This window comes from Streptomyces sp. NPDC032091 (assembly GCF_055580265.1).
Window position 1 is genome coordinate 508,473 of the sequence record NZ_JBVILR010000003.1, and the last position, 19,642, is coordinate 528,114.

The 19,642-nt window shown below is 73.0% G+C and carries 16 protein-coding genes and 1 rRNA gene; 7 read left to right on the forward strand and 10 right to left on the reverse strand.

Annotated features, from left to right (window positions below; all coding sequences use genetic code 11):
• Positions 1 to 634: 634 nt before the first annotated feature.
• Positions 635 to 3,439, reverse strand: coding sequence for a preprotein translocase subunit SecA (gene secA / locus ACZ5NJ_RS08120; RefSeq protein WP_468763855.1), 2,805 nt, complete (start codon positions 3,437 to 3,439; stop codon positions 635 to 637).
• A gap of 227 nt (positions 3,440 to 3,666) precedes the next feature.
• On the opposite strand from secA, the gene ACZ5NJ_RS08125 reads away from it, so the two are divergent.
• Together ACZ5NJ_RS08125 and ACZ5NJ_RS08130 are read left to right on the forward strand one after the other, a co-directional pair.
• A complete protein-coding gene (locus ACZ5NJ_RS08125) occupies positions 3,667 to 4,269 on the forward strand; it encodes a GNAT family N-acetyltransferase (RefSeq protein WP_468763856.1) in 603 nt (200 codons plus the stop codon).
• A gap of 51 nt (positions 4,270 to 4,320) precedes the next feature.
• Positions 4,321 to 5,496: a winged helix-turn-helix domain-containing protein gene (locus ACZ5NJ_RS08130; protein ID WP_468763857.1), complete on the forward strand. Its 1,176-nt coding sequence runs from the start codon at positions 4,321 to 4,323 to the stop codon at positions 5,494 to 5,496.
• 55 nt (positions 5,497 to 5,551) lie between these two features.
• Here ACZ5NJ_RS08130 and ACZ5NJ_RS08135 read toward each other — a convergent pair whose 3' ends face one another.
• The 6 genes from ACZ5NJ_RS08135 to mtrA form a co-directional block, all read right to left on the reverse strand.
• Complete coding sequence (locus tag ACZ5NJ_RS08135) at positions 5,552 to 6,295, reverse strand: response regulator (protein WP_468763858.1); 744 nt, start codon at positions 6,293 to 6,295, stop codon at positions 5,552 to 5,554.
• Positions 6,296 to 6,482: 187 nt separating this feature from the next.
• On the reverse strand, positions 6,483 to 7,181 hold the full coding sequence (gene hpf / locus ACZ5NJ_RS08140; RefSeq protein ID WP_468763859.1) for a ribosome hibernation-promoting factor, HPF/YfiA family: 699 nt from the start codon (positions 7,179 to 7,181) through the stop codon (positions 6,483 to 6,485).
• Between the two features lie 402 nt (positions 7,182 to 7,583).
• On the reverse strand, positions 7,584 to 8,306 hold the full coding sequence (locus tag ACZ5NJ_RS08145) for a ComF family protein (protein WP_468763860.1): 723 nt from the start codon (positions 8,304 to 8,306) through the stop codon (positions 7,584 to 7,586).
• Positions 8,307 to 8,371: 65 nt separating this feature from the next.
• Positions 8,372 to 10,234, reverse strand: coding sequence for an LpqB family beta-propeller domain-containing protein (locus ACZ5NJ_RS08150; protein WP_468763861.1), 1,863 nt, complete (start codon positions 10,232 to 10,234; stop codon positions 8,372 to 8,374).
• Entirely contained in the window at positions 10,212 to 12,113 is a 1,902-nt protein-coding gene (gene mtrB / locus ACZ5NJ_RS08155; RefSeq protein ID WP_468763889.1) for an MtrAB system histidine kinase MtrB, read from the reverse strand. Before mtrB ends, ACZ5NJ_RS08150 begins: the two co-directional genes overlap by 23 nt.
• 70 nt (positions 12,114 to 12,183) lie before the next feature.
• The gene (mtrA, locus tag ACZ5NJ_RS08160; protein WP_351886995.1) at positions 12,184 to 12,873 is read right to left on the reverse strand and encodes a two-component system response regulator MtrA; all 690 of its coding nucleotides are present in this window, start codon (positions 12,871 to 12,873) and stop codon (positions 12,184 to 12,186) included.
• A 236-nt stretch (positions 12,874 to 13,109) separates the two neighbouring features.
• On the opposite strand from mtrA, the gene ACZ5NJ_RS08165 reads away from it, so the two are divergent.
• Genes ACZ5NJ_RS08165 through ACZ5NJ_RS08185 form a run of 5 tightly spaced genes read left to right on the forward strand, consistent with a single transcriptional unit; the run spans position 13,110 to position 18,574 of the window.
• A complete protein-coding gene (locus tag ACZ5NJ_RS08165; protein WP_468763862.1) occupies positions 13,110 to 14,348 on the forward strand; it encodes a hypothetical protein in 1,239 nt (412 codons plus the stop codon).
• Positions 14,349 to 14,356: 8 nt separating this feature from the next.
• Entirely contained in the window at positions 14,357 to 15,025 is a 669-nt protein-coding gene (locus ACZ5NJ_RS08170; RefSeq protein ID WP_468763863.1) for a DUF4129 domain-containing protein, read from the forward strand.
• Complete coding sequence (locus tag ACZ5NJ_RS08175) at positions 15,022 to 16,305, forward strand: DUF4350 domain-containing protein (protein ID WP_468763864.1); 1,284 nt, start codon at positions 15,022 to 15,024, stop codon at positions 16,303 to 16,305. The genes ACZ5NJ_RS08170 and ACZ5NJ_RS08175 overlap by 4 nt, the downstream gene beginning before the upstream one ends.
• Complete coding sequence (locus ACZ5NJ_RS08180; protein ID WP_468763865.1) at positions 16,302 to 17,264, forward strand: AAA family ATPase; 963 nt, start codon at positions 16,302 to 16,304, stop codon at positions 17,262 to 17,264. The genes ACZ5NJ_RS08175 and ACZ5NJ_RS08180 overlap by 4 nt, the downstream gene beginning before the upstream one ends.
• Positions 17,264 to 18,574: a DUF58 domain-containing protein gene (locus ACZ5NJ_RS08185; RefSeq protein WP_468763866.1), complete on the forward strand. Its 1,311-nt coding sequence runs from the start codon at positions 17,264 to 17,266 to the stop codon at positions 18,572 to 18,574. Before ACZ5NJ_RS08180 ends, ACZ5NJ_RS08185 begins: the two co-directional genes overlap by 1 nt.
• Here the strand turns inward: ACZ5NJ_RS08185 and ACZ5NJ_RS08190 are convergent.
• From ACZ5NJ_RS08190 to rrf, 3 genes are all read right to left on the reverse strand, one after another.
• Entirely contained in the window at positions 18,571 to 18,969 is a 399-nt protein-coding gene (locus ACZ5NJ_RS08190) for an Imm50 family immunity protein (RefSeq protein ID WP_468763867.1), read from the reverse strand. The genes ACZ5NJ_RS08185 and ACZ5NJ_RS08190 overlap by 4 nt on opposite strands.
• Positions 18,956 to 19,474, reverse strand: a complete 519-nt coding sequence (locus tag ACZ5NJ_RS08195; protein WP_468763868.1) for an Imm50 family immunity protein — start codon at positions 19,472 to 19,474, stop codon at positions 18,956 to 18,958. The genes ACZ5NJ_RS08190 and ACZ5NJ_RS08195 overlap by 14 nt, the downstream gene beginning before the upstream one ends.
• A gap of 77 nt (positions 19,475 to 19,551) precedes the next feature.
• A 5S ribosomal RNA gene (gene rrf, locus ACZ5NJ_RS08200) occupies positions 19,552 to 19,642 on the reverse strand; the annotation flags it as partial.

Consider the following 19,642-nt stretch of genomic DNA (forward strand, 5'->3'; position numbering starts at 1 on the left):
GATCGCTACGCGCTCCTCTCGTCTCGGCGTCCAGGGGTGGTCGTGGGCTGGGATGCCCTTCCACTCGTCGTCTGGTGCGGTCAGAAAGCCAAGACGGCCGCCAGACGCTGAGGAATGAGGAGCGCGTAGCGATCTGACGCGCCCACCGGCCCCGGATGACGATCCCGTCGTCCTTGGGTGCGGGCAGCGAGCCCAGACGGCCGCCGGACGCTAAGCAAAGAGAAGCGCGTAGCGATCTGACGCGTACGTCGTCCCCGATTGCCCTCACGACGGGGCCCGGATGGATGTCTGCCGGCCCCCGACCACCCCGAAGGGTCCCTGATCCGGCCGCATGTCCTATGTACATCCGTCCCGTTTCTTTGGGGGTTTCCCGGCAGTCTTCGTTTTTCCGGGGCGGGACGGTCTGTCAAGGGTGGCCGAAGGCCATCGCGAAGCGACGCGACGAAGGAGCGCCCTTGACAGGCCGGCCCGACACGGAAGGACGATGAGACTGACGGGAAACCCCCAACCCCTCCCCGAGACCGCCCCGCCGGGACCCCGCCCACCCCCGACCCCGGCCAGCCCCCAAAACACCCGGGGCCGGACACCCCTCAGGTGTCCGGCCCCGGATTCCCGGTCGCGTTGCGCGGGCGGGTTACTTCTTGCGGCGGCGGCCGCCCGAGGCCTTCTGGGCCTTGCGGCGCTCCGCGCGGGTCAGGCCGTCGCCGGCGCCCGCCTCGTCGGCGTCGAAGTCGCCCTCGACCACGCCGCCCTCACCGTCCACCGTGGGGGCGGAGAAGTGCAGGCGGTCCGGGCGCTGCGGGGCGTCGAGCCCCTTGGCGCGGATCTCCGGGCGCGCCGACGGCACCGGCTCCTTCGTCAGCGACGGGGCGGCCGCCTCGGCCGGCACCGGGAGCTCCTCGACCTGCTGCTCGACCTGGACCTCCAGGTTGAACAGGTAGCCGACGGACTCCTCCTTGATGCCCTCCATCATGGCGTTGAACATGTCGAAGCCCTCGCGCTGGTACTCGACCAGCGGGTCCTTCTGGGCCATCGCGCGCAGGCCGATGCCCTCCTGGAGGTAGTCCATCTCGTAGAGGTGCTCGCGCCACTTGCGGTCCAGCACCGACAGGACCACGCGGCGCTCCAGCTCGCGCATGACGTCCGCGCCGAGGGCCGCCTCGCGGGCCTGGTACTGCTCGTGGATGTCGTCCTTCACGGACTCCGCGATGAACTCGGCGGTGATGCCCGCGCGGTCGCCGGCGGCCTCCTCCAGCTCCTCCACCGTCACCTTGATCGGGTAGAGCTGCTTGAAGGCGCCCCACAGCCGGTCCAGGTCCCACTCCTCGGCGAAGCCCTCGACCGTCTCGGCGGCGATGTAGGCGTCGATGGTGTCGTCCATGAAGAAGCGCACCTGCTCGTGCAGGTCCTCGCCCTCCAGGACGCGACGGCGCTCGCCGTAGATGACCTCGCGCTGGCTGTTGAGGACCTCGTCGTACTTCAGGACGTTCTTGCGGGTCTCGAAGTTCTGGGTCTCGACCTGCGACTGGGCGGACGCGATCGCGCGCGTCACCATCTTGTTCTCGATCGGGACGTCGTCCGGCACGTTGGCCATGGCCATGACGCGCTCGACCATCTGGGCCTTGAAGAGGCGCATCAGGTCGTCGCCCAGCGACAGGTAGAAGCGGGACTCGCCCGGGTCGCCCTGGCGGCCGGAGCGGCCGCGCAGCTGGTTGTCGATACGGCGCGACTCGTGCCGCTCGGTGCCCAGGACGTAGAGGCCGCCGAGCTCCTTGACCTCCTCGAACTCGGCCTTCACGGCCGCCTCGGCCCGGGCGAGGGCGTCGGGCAGGGCGTGCGCCCACTCCTCGATGTGCTCCTCCGGGTCGAGGCCGCGCTGGCGCAGCTCCGCCTCGGCGAGGTCGTCGGGGTTGCCGCCGAGCTTGATGTCGGTACCGCGGCCGGCCATGTTCGTGGCGACGGTGACGGCGCCGCGGCGGCCGGCCTGGGCGACGATCGTGGCCTCGCGCTCGTGCTGCTTGGCGTTGAGGACCTCGTGCGGGATGCCGCGCTTGGAGAGCTGCTGGGAGAGGTACTCGGACTTCTCGACCGAGGTGGTGCCGACGAGGATCGGCTGGCCCTTCTCGTGCTTCTCCGCGATGTCGTCGACGACGGCGGCGAACTTGGCGACCTCGGTGCGGTAGATGAGGTCGGGCTGGTCCTTGCGCTGCATGGGGCGGTTCGTCGGGATCGGGACGACGCCGAGCTTGTAGATCTGGTGGAACTCGGCGGCCTCGGTCATGGCCGTACCGGTCATGCCGGACAACTTCGAGTAGAGGCGGAAGAAGTTCTGGAGGGTGATCGTGGCGAGGGTCTGGTTCTCGTCCTTGATGTCCACCCCTTCCTTCGCCTCGATCGCCTGGTGCATGCCCTCGTTGTAGCGGCGGCCGGCGAGGATACGGCCGGTGTGCTCGTCGACGATCATGACTTCGCCGTCGATGACGACGTAGTCCTTGTCCTTCTTGAACAGTTCCTTCGCCTTGATGGCGTTGTTCAGGTAGCCGACGAGCGGGGTGTTCACCGACTCGTAGAGGTTCTCGATGCCGAGCCAGTCCTCGACCTTGGCGACACCGGCCTCGTGGATGCCGACGGTGCGCTTCTTCTCGTCGACCTCGTAGTCGCCGGTCTCCTCGATGCCCTTGAGGGGCTGGCCGGCCTCGCCCTTGGTCAGGCGGGTGACCAGCTTGGCGAAGTCCGCGTACCACTTGGTGGCCTGGTCGGCCGGACCGGAGATGATCAGCGGGGTGCGGGCCTCGTCGACGAGGATGGAGTCGACCTCGTCGACCACGGCGAAGTTGTGGCCGCGCTGGACGAGCTCGTCCTGCGACCAGGCCATGTTGTCGCGCAGGTAGTCGAAGCCGAACTCGTTGTTCGTGCCGTACGTGATGTCGCAGGCGTATTGCTCGCGGCGCTGGGCGGGCGACATGTTCGCCAGGATGCAGCCGACCTCCAGGCCGAGGAACTTGTGCACCCGGCCCATCAGCTCGGAGTCGCGCTCGGCGAGGTAGTCGTTGACCGTGATCAGGTGGACGCCCAGGCCCGACAGGGCGTTCAGGTAGGCGGGCAGCGTGCCGACGAGGGTCTTGCCCTCACCGGTCTTCATCTCGGCGACGTACCCGAGGTGCAGCGCGGCGCCGCCCATGATCTGGACGTCGTAGTGCCGCTGGCCCAGGACGCGCTTCGCGGCCTCGCGGACGGTCGCGAAGGCCTCGGGGAGCAGGTCGTCGAGGCTCTCGCCGTCCTGGTAGCGCTGCTTGTACTCGTCCGTGAGGGCCCGCAACTCGGCGTCGGAGAGGTTGACGAAGTCCTCTTCGATGGAGTTGACCTGGTCCGCGATGCGGTGCAGTTTGCGCAGGATCTTGCCTTCGCCTGCACGCATGAGCTTGGTGAGGACGGACACTGAGGCTGGTCTCCTTGCCGGTCGGGCCTGGGCACTTTACGTAGCCGGGCACGGCAGGTGGGCCCCACCGCAACGGCCATCGTAAGCGAGGACGTGGTCGCGTCGGGAGGTCCGCCGTGTCCGCAGGGCACGGGCGCCCGGAATGAGAACGTACGGGGGACCCGTTGGGTGCCGGTGCGGACGAAAACCCCTCGCCCGGGTTACCCGGGGGCGGCCACAATCCGTTCATGGAGCCCCTGACCCTGACCACCGAGCGCCTCGTCCTGCGCCCGCACGTGCCCGCGGACGTCCCCGAGACCCTCGCGGCCTGCCAGGACCCGGAGATCCAGCGCTGGATCCCGGTCCCCGTGCCGTACGAGGAGAAGGACGCGGTCGAGTACGTCACGCGGAACGCGCCCGCCCAGTGGCGGGAGGGGACGGAGTACAACTTCGCCGCCCGGCTCGGCGCCGAGGGCGCGGAGGGCCCCCTGGTCGCGACGCTGGGACTGCACCGGCACGCCGACCACGCGTACGAGATCGGCTTCTGGGCCGTCGCCGGCCACCGCGGCCGGGGCTACACCCCCGAGGCCGTGTCGGCGCTGGCCCGCTGGGCCTTCACCGGCCTGGGCTGCGACCGGCTGATCTGGCGCGCCGGCGTCGGCAACACGGCCTCGCGCGCCGTGGCGGAGAAGGCCGGTTTCACGATCGAGGGCGTCCAGCGCGCCGGCATGAACCACCGCGGCACCCTGCGCGACTGCTGGGTCGGCTCCCTGCTCCCCTCCGACCTGGGGCTGACGTCCACGCTCCCCTACCTCCCGGCACCCGCGCGGGACGCCCAGCCCGTCGGGTAGCCGCTGCGGCGCCCGGCGGCGTTGTCAGTGGCCGGCCGTAGGCTGCGGCGCATGACCACCACCGCCGCCGTGTCCCTCTCCGCCGACGAGGCCCGCCGGATCGCGCTGCGCGCGCAGGGCTTCCTGGGCGCGCCCGACCGCAGGGGCGGGGTGCGCGGGGTGCTGCGGCACCTGGGCGCCGTGCAGCTGGACACCATCTCTGTCCTCGCCCGCTCCCACGAGCTGATCCCCTACGCCCGGCTCGGCGCGGTCGGCCGGGACGCCGTGGAGAAGGCGTACTGGTCCGACAGCCACGCCTTCGAGTACTGGTCGCACGCGGCGTGCATCCTGCCCATCGAGGAGTGGCCGCACTTCGCCTTCCGCCGCCGCGCCCGCCGGGCCCGCGGGCACCGCTGGCACGTCCTGCGGGACAAGGAGCGCTCGACGGCCGCCGTCCTGGAGCGGCTGCGCGCCGACGGCCCGCTGACCTCCTCGGAGCTGGGCGGCGCCAAGAACGGCGGGGAGTGGTTCGAGTGGTCCGAGACCAAGATCGCGGTGGAGTGGCTGCTCGACACCGGTGAGGTGGTCTGCACCGAGCGGCGCGGCTGGAAGCGGGTCTACGACCTCGCCGAGCGGGCCGTCCCCGACGCCCTGTTCCACGACGACCTGGAGGACCGCGAGTGCCTGCGCCGCCTGGTCGCGCTGGCCGGGCGGTCCCTCGGGGTGGGCACGCGGGCGGACATCGCCGACTACCACCGACTCAAGGGCGAGGAGTTCGACGCGGTGGTCGGGGACTCCGGGCTGGTCCCGGTGGAGGTGGAGGGCTGGAACAAGCCGGCCTGGGCCCACCCGGCGGCGCTGGCGTCCGCGCCGCGCGGCCGGCACCGCACCACCCTGCTGTCCCCGTTCGACTCGCTGGTCTGGGACCGCCCCCGCACCGAGCGGATCTTCGGCTTCACGCACCGGCTGGAGGCCTACGTCCCCAAGCCGAAGCGGATACACGGGTACTTCGCGATGCCGCTGCTGGCCGGCGGGCGGCTCCAGGGCCGGGTCGACCCTGCCCGCGAGGGGCGCACGCTGGTGGCCCGGCAGCTCTCCCTGACCGCCCCGAAGGCGGCCGGGGCGATGGCCGAGGCGCTGTGGGAGGCCGCCCGGTGGGTGGGGTGCGAGGACGTACGGGTCGAGCGCGCGGCCGACGAGCGGGAGGCGGCGGCGGTGACGGCGGAACTCGCCGCCCGCCGCGCGTAGCCCCCGGCGCGAGGCCCGCCGCCACCAGGAGCCCGGAACCCGCGGAGCGACCCGCTCAGCGGATCTCCAGGATCTTCTCCCGCATCGCGTACACCACCGCTTCCATCCGCGAGTGCAGCTGGAGCTTCTCCAGGATGTTGCGGACGTGGTTCTTCACGGTGTTCTCGGAGATGAACAGCTGCTTGGCGATGTCCCGGTTGTTCATCCCGGTCGCGACCAGCTTGAGGACCTCCAGCTCCCGGTCGGTCAGCCGGGGCGCCGGCACCAGCCGGCGCTCGTCGGTGCGCTGGATCATCGACTTGAACTCGGTCAGCAGTTTCGACGCCATCGAGGGGCTGATCTGCGACTGCCCGTCCGCGACGGCGCGGATCGCGGTGGCGACCTCGTCCGTGGAGATCTCCTTGAGGAGGTAGCCCGTCGCGCCCGCCTTGATCGCGTCGTAGAGGTCGGCCTCCTCGTCGCTGATCGTCAGCATGATGATCTTCGCGGAGGGGGCGACCTCCTTGATCGAGGTGCAGGCCTCGATCCCGCCGCGCCGCGGCATCCGCACGTCCATCAGCACGATGTCCGGAAGCAGGTCGGCGGCCTTGTCCACGGCCTCCGCGCCGTCCCCGGCCTCGCCGACGACCTGGATGTCCTCCTCCTGCGCGAGGACGATCTCCAGCCCGCGCCGGAAGAGGGCGTGGTCGTCGACCACGAGCACCCGGATGGGCTCCCCGGCCACCGCCGGGTCAGCCGCCTCCGCCGTGCGGCAGCCGGCTCCGTCGTCACCGCGCACCGGCCCGAAGCTGTCCGCCATCGTTCCTCCCCCTGCATGTACCGAGCTGCTGGGCCAACCCGGCGGGGGCGGCCGCCGGTTGACTGCCCGCCATGATTCCATGCCCGCACGGTGCGACGGGGGTCTGGCGGAATCCCTTTGGCTCATACGAGTCATACAGGTGCCCCTGCGGAAACCCGTGGCTTCCGCAGGGGCAACGGATCGATGATCAGCCTCCGAGCGCCCCGCCGGCACCGCCGACGGCCGGCTCCTCCGAGCTGGACGCGCCGTCGGGGTCCACGTGGATGACGCCGTAGTCGTAGGCGTGACGCCGGTAGACGACGCTCGGCATCTTGGTCTCGGAGTCGACGAACAGATAGAAGTCGTGGCCGACCAGTTCCATTTCGTACAGCGCCTGGTCGAGCGACATGGGCCGGGCCGGGTGGGTCTTCTCGCGGACGATGAGCGGGCCTTCGCCCTGCACTTCGAGGGGTCCGATCCGGGTGGTCGGAATCGCGGCCTCGGTCTCCTCACCGACCGGCTCCCCGTTGCCGTTGAGCGTCGCGACGCCCGGTACGCGGTCGGCCACCTCGGCCGCCGAGAGCCGTCCGGTGCCGCGGCGGGTGAACCGCTTGTCGTGCTGCTTGCGCAGCCGGGCCTCCAGCTTGTCCTGAGCCAGGTCGAGTGCCGCGTAGGGGTCGGCGGCGGCGGCCTCGGCACGGATCACCGGGCCCCGCGAATGCAAGGTGATCTCCACGCGGTCGGAACGGTCGGCCTGGCGCGGGTTGTGCTCCTTGGACACCTCGACGTCCAAGCTGATCACCTTGGCGTCGAGCTTCTGGATCCGCTCCGGATTCAGCTTCTCGGCCACGTGCTTGCGGAACCGCTCGGGCACCTCGGTCTTGCGGCCCTTGACGACGATGTCCACGCAGAACTCCGTTCCCGGAGACCTTCACCACGAGCGGCGAAGCGTCTCCCTTTCGCACCAGGCCCCGGTGAACACCGGAGCCTCGGACTTGGCGACTTTCACCTCCTCCTCCCCCATCGGCAAGATCTACACCCCACCGACTTCGGAGTAGAGAGACACCCTCTGACACGAAGATTCCAAAACGGGCGGACCGGCGCTCCGATACCAGGGGGCCCAAGGATCGCCAGTTCCTCACAACCGAACATATCTCTCCATGCCGGTTGTCGGCACCCGCTACCGGAACCTACCTCCGTCCAGGGGGTTGGTCCCTCTTACTACCTGCAACGATGCGCATTCCCCAGCAGTTCCAAATCTATTCACAAGATTTTTGCTCTGTACGAGTTGTCCACCCGCGCCCTACGATCAGGCCCGAGTGAACGATCCGGACGGCGCCGCCACCACGGCCGCCGCGTGCGCCCACAGTCCCGACGCGCGCAGCGCCCGGGCCGCCTCCGCGAGGGTGGCCCCGGTCGTGACCACGTCGTCCACCACCACGATGCGCGCCCCGGCCGCCAGGCGCACCCCCTCCGGGCGCACCTCCAGGGCCCCGGCCAGGTTCTCCCTCCGCTCCCGGGCCCCCAGCCCGGCCTGGTCGGCGACCTGCCGGCGCAGCCGCAGCACCGGGGCCACGCGCGCGGGCTCCCCGGCCCCGCGCAGCCGCCGGGACGCGGCCAGCGCGAGCCTGCGCGCCGGATCGTGCCCGCGCGCCCGCAGCGTGCGCCGCGCGGACGGCACCGGAACCAGTGCCAGCTCCCCCGCGCCGCCCCCGCCGCCCGCCGTTCGGGCCGCCGGGACCGCCGCCCTGACCGCCGCCGCGAGGGCGCCGCCGAGCGGGCCGGCCAGGGGCAGGGCCCCGCGCTCCTTGTGGGCCAGGACGACCGCCCGGACGGACCCCTCGTACCGGGCCGCCGCGAACACGGGCGGCAGCGCCCCGCCCGCGCCGCCGGACGCCGGGCGCACCGGCCCGGCACCCGCACCGCCCAGGGCCTCGCGGCAGGCCCCGCACAGCAGCGAGCGCGCGGCCCCGCAGCCCGCGCAGTCGGCGGGCAGGACCAGCCCGGCCAGCTCCCGCCACCACTCCCGCACGCTCCCACCCTGCCCGCTGCCCGGGCGGGGCGCGACCCCTGTGGAAAACCCGCCGGAGGCCGGGATCAGCCCGGGTAGACCGGCGCCCTGCCGCCCGCCGCCGCCGTACGCCACTGGGCGCCCGGCGGCAGCCACACGATGCCGTCCTCGGTGGAGGAGGCCACCACCGGCTTCGCCTCGTCCTCGGAGGCGGCGATGGCGCTCAGCCCGGTCGCGCCGGGCAGGCTCGCCGCGACCATCGACCCGTCGGCCAGCATGTAGCGGGCCTGGTCGACGCCGCCGCTCTCCCGGCCCACCACCAGCAGCCGGCCGCGCGGCGCCCAGCTCATCGCCGTCACCTCCGCCATCTGCGGAGCGGCCGGGCGCAGCTCGCGCACCGACACCTTCGAGGTGTCCCCCTTGCCCTCGGGGCGCTCGATCCGCCCGATGTAGAGGTTCTTGCGGCTGCCGTCCCGCTCGACGAGCAGGGCGATGCGGACCCCGTCCGAGGAGGCCTTCAGCCCGCTGATGCGTGCCCCGTCCAGGCCGGCGACCTCGACCTTCTGCGGGGTGCCGGTGCCGCCGGGCACCCGCCACAGGCCCTGGTTCTGCGGGTCCTGGTCGGCGATCCACAGGTCGCCCTGGGCGTCCCAGCTGGGCGCGGTGAGCTTGCCGGTCCGGCTGGTCAGCAGCGGCTGCGGCATCGCTCCGGCGGTGGTCAGGGTGACGACGTACAGCCCGTGCCCGTCCTCGGAGACGACCGCGGCCCGCTTCTCGTCGTAGGTGACGGCGGCCGAGCCCACCTTGAACCCGGCGGCCGTGGCCAGCGGGCCGGGGGCCGGTTCCGGCTTGTCCTGCTGCTGCTCGTCGGCGCCCGCGTTGAGGACCATCCGCACGAGGCGGCCGTCCTTGTCCACGTAGTACTGGTGCTGCGGCGCCGGCGGACGGTTGGCGAGGCTGGCCGCGTTCGAGCCGGTCACCCAGCACAGCGAGGACTTGCCGTCGGAGCGCAGCAGTTCGACCCGGTCCAGCCGGGAGGCCGTCAGGTCCCGCACGGTGTAGAGGAGTTGGGTGGCCATCTTCTGGCACTGCGGCTGCGCGACGTTCTCGGCGGCCGCGTTGAGCGGGACGCGCAGGGTGTTCTGGCCGTCGTACGCGAGGGACTTGGTGCCCTCGCGCAGTTCGGTGCCGGTCGGGAACGCGGTGGAGGCCACGGGGCCGAGCCACTTGGAGGGGCCCGCCAGCAGCGACTGCACCGTGAGGGTCGTGGGGTCCATCCGCGTGTCGGGGTCGCTGCGCTGGCGCACGTACACGGGGTCGGCGACGAGCGTGTTGCCCGCGAAGTAGTACTTGTTGACGGGCTTGTAGATGCGCTGGAAGTCGGACTCGCTGAGCACGAGGCTGCTGGGCGGGGTGGCGATCCGCCACTGCCCCTTGACCTGGACCAGCTGGAGGTACTCCTCGTAGCGGCTGCCGCCGGTCTCCGGCTGGTAGGCGCTGCGCTCGTCGACGGTGGCCAGCTTCTTGCCGGTGACCTTCCAGCGGGGCCCGTCGGGGTCCTTCTCGCCCTGGACGGGGACGCGGTCGAGGCCGGCGGAGAGCACGGTGACGGCCGAGGAGGGCTTCCAGCTCTTGGCGGCGTCGTCGGTGAGGTACTTGCGGGCGGTGGCCAGCTGCGGGTCGTCGCTGGTCATGGCCTCCAGGAAGCCGTCGACGATCTCGGCCGGGCTGGCCTTGTCGGCCGGGGGCACGCCGAAGACCCGTACCTGGGAGTCGACGCCCTGGGAGGCCTCCACCCGGCGGATCTCGCCGCGGTCGGGCATGGAGGCGCAGCCGGCGAGGAGCAGCCCGGCGGCCCCCAGGGCCAGGAGCGTGCGGGGGCCCCTCGGCGGAGCCTGCGGGGCCGGCCGTGCCTGCCCGCGGCGCTCAGCGTCCTCCACCGGTTCCATCCTCCTGTGCTGGGCCCTGGTCGGCGGGCCGGGCCACGACGCGGGCGCCGTTGCCGGGCAGCGCCGTCGGGTCGGCGGGCACCGGCAGGGCGGTGGTGACCGCCGGCCGGGGCGGTATCGGGTCGCGGTCGGCGCGTTCGGCGCGCCCGTCGGGGTGCGTGCCGGGCCCGCCGGCGCCGCCCGCGCGTCCGGCGGCCTCGGCGGCGGCGCGGGCCCGGTTGGAGCGGGAGTCCTCGGGCTCCAGCGGGATCGGGGATCCGCGCAGCGGCTCGTCGGCGGTACGGGGCAGGGTGAGGCGGAACTGGGAGCCGCCGCCGGGTTCGCCCCAGGCCTGGAGCCAGCCGCCGTGCAGCCGGGCGTCCTCGACGGCGATGGACAGGCCCAGGCCGGTACCGCCGGTGGTGCGGGCGCGGGCGGGGTCGGCGCGCCAGAAGCGGTTGAAGACGCGGGTGGCCTCGCCGGGCTTGAGGCCGACGCCGTAGTCGCGGACGGCGACGGCGACGGCCCCGCCGGCCGAGGCGAGGCGGACGACGACGTCGCGGCCCTCGCCGTGCTCGACGGCGTTGACGACGAGGTTGCGCAGTACGCGCTCGACGCGCCGGGGGTCGGCCTCGGCGATGACGGGCTGGGTGTCGCCGAGGACGCGGATGCGGGTGCCCTTGTGCTCGGCGAGCGGTTCGGCGCCGTCGATGACGCGGCGGACGACGTCCCGCAGGTCTATGGGTTCGGCCTGGAGGTCGGCGGCGCCGGCGTCGAAGCGGCTGATCTCCAGCAGGTCGGCCAGGAGCGACTCGAAGCGGTCGAGCTGTCCGGCGAGCAGTTCGGCGGAGCGCGCCGTGATCGGGTCGAAGTCGACGCGGGCGTCGTGGATGACGTCGGCGGCCATGCGGACGGTCGTCAGCGGGGTGCGCAGCTCGTGCGAGACGTCCGAGACGAACCGGCGCTGCATCCGGGACAGCTCCTCCAGCTGCTGGATCTTGTTCTGGAGGTTCTGGGCCATCTTGTTGAAGGCCTCGCCCAGGCGTGCGATGTCGTCCTCGCCGGTGACCTTCATCCGCTCCTGGAGCCGGCCGGCGGAGAGCCGTTCGGCGATCCCGGCGGCCATCCGGACGGGGGTGACGATCTGGCGCACGACGAGCCAGGCGATGGCGCTGAGCAGGACGACGACGAACAGCCCGGCGGTGGCGATGGTGCTCTTGACCAGGTTGAGGGACTCCTCCTCCTGGGTGAGGGGGAAGAGGTAGTACAGGTCGTAGGGGTCGCCGTTGATGTCGGTGAGCCGCTTGCCGACGACGAGCGCGGGCTCGGGGTGCTTGCCGGTCCCGGCGGTGTAGCGGATCTGCGAGAACGTCTTGAAGGTGCCGGTGTTGTGGTTGACGGCCTTGCGCAGGTCCAGCGGCACGCTCGCGGTCGGGTCGACGTTGCCGGAGGCGCGGGCGCCCTTGACGCCCTGGCTGGTGGGGGCCTGCTCGCCGGTGCCGGCGCCGAGCGCGGCCACCTCGAAGGCGGTCTGGCCGCCGCTGGCGAGCTGCTTGACGAGCGAGTTCATCCAGGTGCTGGCGTCGCGGCCGACCTTGTTGTCGGCGGCGTCGGCCCCGTCCGAGGCGGAGGGGGTGTTGGCCTTCTCCTGTGCGACCGCGAACCCGCCGGCGGCCTGGCTCTGCGCGGCCTCCTCCTTGGCGTCGAGGAGGCCCTTGCTGACCTGGGCGATGACGACGAAGCCGAGCGCGAGGACGACGGCCAGCGACATCAGCAGGGTCGCGGCGACCACCCGCAGCTGGATGTTGCGCCGCCATATGCGGACAGCCGGGAGCAGCGGCCGGCGTACGAGGCGTACGCACAGCCGCAGCAGGGGGCCGCCGGGCGCTCCGTCGGCCATCTGACGGAGCTGCCGGCCGCCCCGCAGGGCTCCCCGGCGGGAGCCGCTCCGGGCCTTGCCGGACTGCACGTCAGCTGGGTCCGGCCTTGTAGCCGACACCGCGCACCGTCACGACGATCTCGGGGCGCTCGGGGTCCTTCTCGACCTTGGAGCGCAGGCGCTGCACGTGCACGTTCACCAGGCGGGTGTCCGCGGCGTGCCGGTAGCCCCAGACCTGCTCCAGCAGCACCTCGCGGGTGAAGACCTGCCAGGGCTTGCGCGCGAGGGCGACCAGCAGGTCGAACTCCAGCGGGGTCAGGGCGATGGAGGTGCCGTCGCGCTTGACCGAGTGCCCGGCCACGTCGATGACCAGGTCACCGATGGCCAGCTGCTCGGGCGCCGGTTCCTCCGAACGGCGCAGGCGGGCCCGGATGCGGGCGACCAGCTCCTTCGGCTTGAACGGCTTGACGATGTAGTCGTCGGCGCCGGACTCCAGGCCCACCACGACGTCCACCGTGTCGCTCTTGGCGGTGAGCATGACAATAGGCACGCCCGATTCGGCCCGGATCAGCCTGCACACCTCTATGCCGTCCCGTCCGGGCAGCATGAGGTCGAGCAGCACCAGGTCCGGCTTGGCCTCCCGGAAGGCAGCCAGTGCCTTGTCACCGTCCGCTACGAACGACGGCTCAAAACCTTCTCCACGCAGCACAATGCCGAGCATCTCGGCCAGCGCGGTGTCGTCGTCGACGACAAGGACGCGTCCCTTCATGGTTGACATCATCCCATTAGCTAATCGTTACCTGGCGGTGAGCTGTCCCACAGCCAAAAGGGCTGGAAATCGCCCCTCGGACCTGCGTGGAGATCAGGACGAACAGTCTGCCCCGGATCCGCGCGACAATTGAAGGGACGAGCGGACCGGGATCCAGGGGGGACGGCCGGTCATTCCCCCGCCTCCCCATGGCACGATGACAGCCGACCAGCGCGCCCGCCACGGCAGGTGCACGTGAAGGAGCGACGATGAACGACTCTCCGGGCTGGGCCGCGCCCGGATCCCCGTCCGACGGCCAGGGCCCCGACGCCGCTCAGCAGCCGCCCGCGGAAGGCGCCGGCGCCTCCAAGTGGTCCGCCACCCAGCCGCCGCCCGGGCAGTGGGAGAGCCCCACCGCCGGCCAGACCCCGCCGCAGCAGCAGGGCGCCGGCTGGGGCGCGTACCCCACCCCGCCCGGACAGCAGCGGCCCACCGCCCCCTACGCCCACGGCAACCCCGGCGGCGGCTGGGGCGGCCCGCCGCCCGCCGCCAAGCCCGGCGTGATCCCCCTGCGCCCCCTCGGCCTCGGCGAGATACTGGACGGCGCCGTCGGCACCCTGCGCGGCCACTGGCGCTCCGTGCTCTCCATCAGCCTCGTCGTCGCCGCCCTGTCCGAGATCGCGCTGCTCGCCGCCCAGCGCCTCACCATGGACAGCCTCCCGATGCCCTCCGCCGATCCCGCCTCCCCCCGCGAGGCCGTCCGCGCCCTGGGCGACGCCGGGCTCCTCTACGGCTTCCAGTACTACCTGGAGGTCCTCGGCCTGATCCTGGTCACCGCCCTGCTGGCCCCCGCCTTCAGCCGCGCCGTCCTCGGCCAGGCCTCGACCCTCGGCGGCACCCTGAAGGCCGTACGCCCGCTGGCCCCGCGCCTGCTCGGCCTCACCGGCCTGCTCCTGCTCGGCGCCCTCGCCGCCGGCCTGCTCCCGGCCCTGCCCGGCATCCTCCTCGGCAGCGCCGCCCTGACCGCCCTCGGCGTCCCCGTCGGACTGGTGCTGCTCGCCTGGTTCTACGTGACCTTCGCGCTGGCCCCGCCCGCCCTGATGCTGGAGCGCGGCACGCCGGTCGCCGCCCTCAAGCGCTCCGCCAAGCTGGTCAAGGGCTCCTGGTGGCGCGTCTGCGGCATCAGCATGCTGACCTGGGTCATCCGGACGATCACCTCCACCGTGATCGTCATGCCCTTCGCCGCCCTCGCCCTGACCCTGGCCCCCGGCGGCCTCAGCGGCTTCCTCGACGGCTCCGCCGCCCGCAACTGGACCTTCCTGATCATCTCCGGCATCGGCTCCGTCATCGCCGCCACCGTCACCACCCCGATGCAGACGGGCGTCACCACCCTCCTCTACATCGACCAGCGCATCCGCCGCGAGGCACTCGACCTGGAGCTGGCCCGTGCCGCCGGCGTCGAGGGCTACGACGGCACCGCCACCACCACCGCCCCCACCGGAGGCTGACGCGCCGCATGAGCACGGGGGGACTCATCACCATCGCCACCACGGGCGGTGACACACCACCGCTGACCACCGGACGCGAGGCCGCCCGCGAGGCGGCCGAGCGCGAGCTGGCCAAGCCCATCTACCACCAGGACGAACCGGGGCTCCTCCAGCGTGCCCTGGACCGCTTCTGGGAGTGGCTGGGCGAGTTCTTCGACCGCGCCTCCGGAGCCACTCCGGGCGGCGGCCTCGGCCTGCTCGCCATCATCCTCGTCGTCGTCCTGGCCCTCGCCGCGCTGTGGTGGCGCCTGGGCACCCCCCGCCGCGCCGCCCGCAGCGCCGCCGCCCTCTTCGACGACGGTCCGCGCAGCGCCGCCGACCACCGCGCGGCCGCCGACGCCCACGCCGCCGCCGGCCGCTGGAACGAAGCCGTCCGCGAGCGCATGCGCGCCCTCGTCCGCTCCCTGGAGGAACGCACCCTCCTCGACCCGCGCCCCGGCCGCACCGCCGACGAGGCCGCCGCCGAAGCCGCCCGCTCCCTCCCCGCCCACGCCGACGAGCTCCGGGCCGCCGCCCGCACCTTCGACGACGTCACCTACGGCGGCCGCGCCGCCGACCCCGACACCTACGCCCGCCTGCGCGCCCTCGACCTCACCCTGGACCGCACGAAGCCGACCCTGACGGGCCCCACCCCATGACCGGCCACCCCGACCAGCCCCCGCAGAACGGCACCCCGCCCACCCAGGGCCCCGCGCAGGCCGACGCCGCCCCGGCCCCCGGCCGGGCCCGGCGGGCCGTCACCTCCGCCGCCCTCACCCCCGGCCAGCTCTGGGTCCGGGCCCGCGGGCTGCTCCTCGCGCTCGCCGTGCTCCTCGTCGCCGCCGTCGCCCTCGCCGGGCTCCAGGCCGGCGACCGGCACGGCCGCCTCGACCCCCGCTCCGCCGACCGCGACGGCAGCCGCGCCCTCGCCCAGCTCCTCAAGCAGCGCGGCGTCACCACCCGCGTCGTCACCAACGCCGACGAGGCCGCCGCCGCGGCCGGCCCCCGCACCACCCTCCTCGTCGCCGACCCCGACCTCCTCGGCGCACCCCAGCGCCGCGCCATCCGCTCCGCCATCGACCTCTCCGGCGGCCGCACCGTCCTCATCGCCCCCACCGACCCCGCCCTCGCCGAACTGGCCCCCGCCGTCCGCAGCAGCAGCTTCGCCCACCAGCGCGACCTGGACCCCGGCTGCACCCTGCCCGCCGCCACCACCGCCGGCCGCGCCGCCACCGGCGACGGCCTCCGCTACACCACGGCCCTCCCCGGCGCGGCCGGCTGCTACCCCAGCGACGGCCACCCCACCGTCCTCGTCCTGCCCGGCACCACCAAGGGCGGCGACACCGTCCTGCTCGGCTCCGAACGCATCCTGCTCAACCGGCGCCTCACCGAGGAGGGCAACGCCTCCCTCGCCCTCCAGCTCCTCGGCTCCCGCCCCGAACTCGTCTGGTACCTGCCGACCCTCGCCGACATGCCCGCCGGCGGCCCCGCCGAGGAGAAGAGCCTCCTCGACCTCGTCCCGTCCGGCTGGTACTGGGCGCTCCTCCAGCTCTTCGCCGCCGCCGCGGCCGCCGCCCTCTGGCGCGCCCGCCGCCTCGGCCCCCTCGTCACCGAGAACCTGCCCGTCGCGATCCGCGCCTCCGAGACCACCGAAGGCCGCGCCCGCCTCTACCGCAAGGCCACCGCCCGCGACCGCGCCGCCACCGTGCTGCGCGCCGCCACCCGCGAACGCCTCGCCGCCCTGGTCGGCGTACCGGCCTCCCAGGCCCACGACCCGGTGGCCCTGACCGCCGCCGTCGCCGCCCGCCTGCCCGCACCCCCCGACGCCGGACGCGACGTCACCACCCTCCTCTTCGGCCCCACTCCCGCCGACGACGCGGCACTCGTCGCGCTCGCCGACCACCTCGACGCCCTCGAAAGAGAGGTCCGCACCTCATGACGGCCACCACGGACAGCGCCCGCTCCTCCCTGGAAGCGCTCCGCACCGAGATCGCCAAGGCCGTGGTCGGCCAGGACTCCACCGTCACCGGTCTCGTCGTCGCCCTCCTGTGCCGCGGCCACGTCCTCCTCGAAGGCGTCCCCGGCACGGCCAAGACCCTCCTCGTCCGCGCCCTCGCGGCCTCCCTCGCACTCGACACCAAGCGCGTCCAGTTCACCCCCGACCTGATGCCCAGCGACGTGACGGGCTCCCTGGTCTACGACGCCCGCACCGCCGAGTTCTCCTTCCAGGACGGCCCCGTCTTCACCAACCTCCTCCTCGCCGACGAGATCAACCGCACGCCCCCCAAGACCCAGTCCTCCCTCCTGGAGGCCATGGAGGAGCGCCAGGTCACCGTCGACGGAACCCCCCGCAAGCTCCCCGAGCCCTTCCTCGTCGCGGCCACCATGAACCCCGTCGAGTACGAGGGCACGTACCCGCTCCCCGAAGCCCAGCTGGACCGCTTCCTCCTCAAGCTCAACGTCCCCCTGCCCTCCCGTGCCGACGAGATCGGCGTCCTGACCCGGCACGCCGCCGGCTTCGACCCGCGCGACCTGCACTCCGCCGGCATCCGCCCCGTCGCCGGTGCACGGGAACTCGAAGCCGCCCGCGAGGCCGTCGCCCACGTCACCGTCTCCCCCGAGATCACCGGCTACGTCGTCGACCTCTGCCGCGCCACCCGCGAATCGCCCTCCCTCACCCTCGGCGTCTCCCCGCGCGGCGCCACCGCCCTGCTGGCCACCTCCCGCGCCTGGGCCTGGCTCACCGGCCGCGACTACGTCACCCCCGACGACGTCAAGGCCCTCGCCCTGCCCACCCTGCGCCACCGCGTCCAGCTCCGCCCCGAAGCCGAGATGGAGGGCGTCACCGCCGACTCCGTCATCTCGGCGATCCTCACCCACGTCCCCGTCCCCCGCTGATGGCCCTCACCGGACGCGCCGCCCTCCTGGCGGCCCTGGGCAGCCTCCCCGTCGGCCTCCTCGGCCCGAGCTGGACGGGCCTCCTCGCCGTCAACGGCACCATCGGCCTGGCCTGCGCCGTCGACTACGCCCTGGCGGCGCCCGTCCGCACCCTGCGGCTGGCCCGCTCCGGCGACACCTCGGTCCGCCTCGGCGAGACCGCCGACGTGCACCTCACCGTCACCAACCCCGGCACCCGGCCACTGCGCGCCCGCGTCCGCGACGCCTGGCCCCCCAGCAGCTGGACCCCGGGCACGGAAGCCGCCGCCTCCCGCCACGAGGTCACCGTCCCCGCCGGTGAACGCCGCCGCCTCACCACCCGCCTGCGCCCCACCCGGCGCGGCGACCGCCGGGCGGACCGCGTCACGATCCGCTCGTACGGGCCGCTGGGCCTCCTCGCCCGGCAGGGCTCCCACACCGTCCCCTGGACGGTCCGCGTCCTGCCCCCGTTCACCAGCCGCAAGCACCTCCCGTCCCGCCTCGCGCGCCTGCGCGAACTCGACGGCCGCACCAGCGTCCTGACGCGCGGTGAGGGCACCGAGTTCGACAGCCTCCGCGACTACGTCCCCGGCGACGACACCCGCTCCATCGACTGGCGCGCCACCGCCCGCCGCCACAAGGTCGCCGTCCGCACCTGGCGCCCGGAACGCGACCGCCACATCCTCATCTGCCTGGACACCGGCCGCACCTCGGCCGGCCGCGTCGGCGACGCCCCCCGCCTGGACTCCGCCATGGACGCCGCCCTGCTGCTGGCCGCCCTGGCCACCCGCGCCGGCGACCGCGTCGACCTCCTGGCCCACGACCGCCGCACCCGCGCCCTGGTCCAGGGCCGCGCCTCAGCGGACGTCCTGCCGTCCTTCGTGAACGCGATGGCCGGACTCGAACCGGAGCTGGTCGAGACGGACTCCCGCCAGCTGGTCTCCACCATCCTCCGCAGCGCCCCGCGCCGCTCCCTGGTGGTCCTCCTGACGAGTCTGGACGCGGCCCCCGTGGAAGAGGGCCTGCTCCCGGTCCTCCCCCGCCTCACCCAGCGCCACACGGTGGTCCTGGCCTCGGTCGCCGACCCCCGCATCGCGTCGATGGCCGCCTCCCGCGGCTCGGTGGACGCGGTCTACGAGGCCGCCGCCGCGACCCAGACCCAGTCCCAACGCCGCCGCACGGCGGACCAGCTCTCCCGCCACGGCGTCCACGTCGTCGACGCCACCCCGGACACCCTCGCCCCGGCCCTGGCGGACACCTACCTGGCTCTGAAAGCGGCGGGCCGGCTCTAGCGTTCGGCTTGACTCCACAGGCTTCCGACCGGGGGCTGGGCACGGATTTCGTCGGTCTCGAAGGACACGTGCTTGTCCTGGCCGGCGAGCACGACGGTTCGCCCGCTGAGCCTGGCGACCGTCGTGGGCCAGCCGGACCAGCCGTCCACCACGAAGTTCCTCACGCCCACGCAGACCAGAAAGAACTCGACCGCGTTGTGGCCGCGGGCCTGCCACAGGCCGGCGGCACCGGCCGGGATGCCGAACGCGGAAAACCTCAAGGTGACCGACGCTTCGCGCTCGTCGATGAGGACGGAGTCGAGGTGGTAGTCGGCAAGCGGTGGTGGAGGCGAGCCGAGGACGTCGCGGACCGCCTCGGAGCCGGCCACCCCGGCGGACCAGTCAGGCTCGCTCATAGAACACCTTCGCGGTCGTGGGAGGCAGCACCCCTTGGTGCCTGCGCTGGTCAAGGGGACTCACAAACCATCGCCGAGCCGTGTAAGGGCCGCCCGCGTCACCGGAGCGGTAGGCATTGAGACGGCCCGCCTTGAGGGCGTGCGCGGTGAAGTCCAGCGAGACCCCCGGGCCGCTCACCGCGATCCTGATCCGCCGCTCCCGGGTCTGGACCCGGGGACCGAAGTCGATGTCGACCACCGTGCTGTCGGGGACACCCCGCATCCGAAGGTCCTCGGCCGCGAGGAACTCGATCTGGGCCTCGAAGCGGTCACAGCCGGCTTCGGTCCAGTCCGGCGGAGCGAGGTCGGGAAAGCGGGGAAACTCGACCCGCAGCGTCACAGCGGGACCGTACGGACTGAGGTGCACCGATCTGAGCACCAGGCCCTCCAGAGCCGGCAGCTCGCTGTAGAGGGCGGTGAACCGCTCGGAGTGGACCAGGAACTCCGACCATCCGTCGGCTGACATGAGTGCCTCCTTCGCTCAGGCCGTAAACGCAGAAAAGCCCCGCACCATGACTGGTGCGGGGCTTTCCCACAATGATTGTTCGGCGGCGTCCTACTCTCCCACAGGGTCCCCCCTGCAGTACCATCGGCGCTGAAAGGCTTAGCTTCCGGGTTCGGAATGTAACCGGGC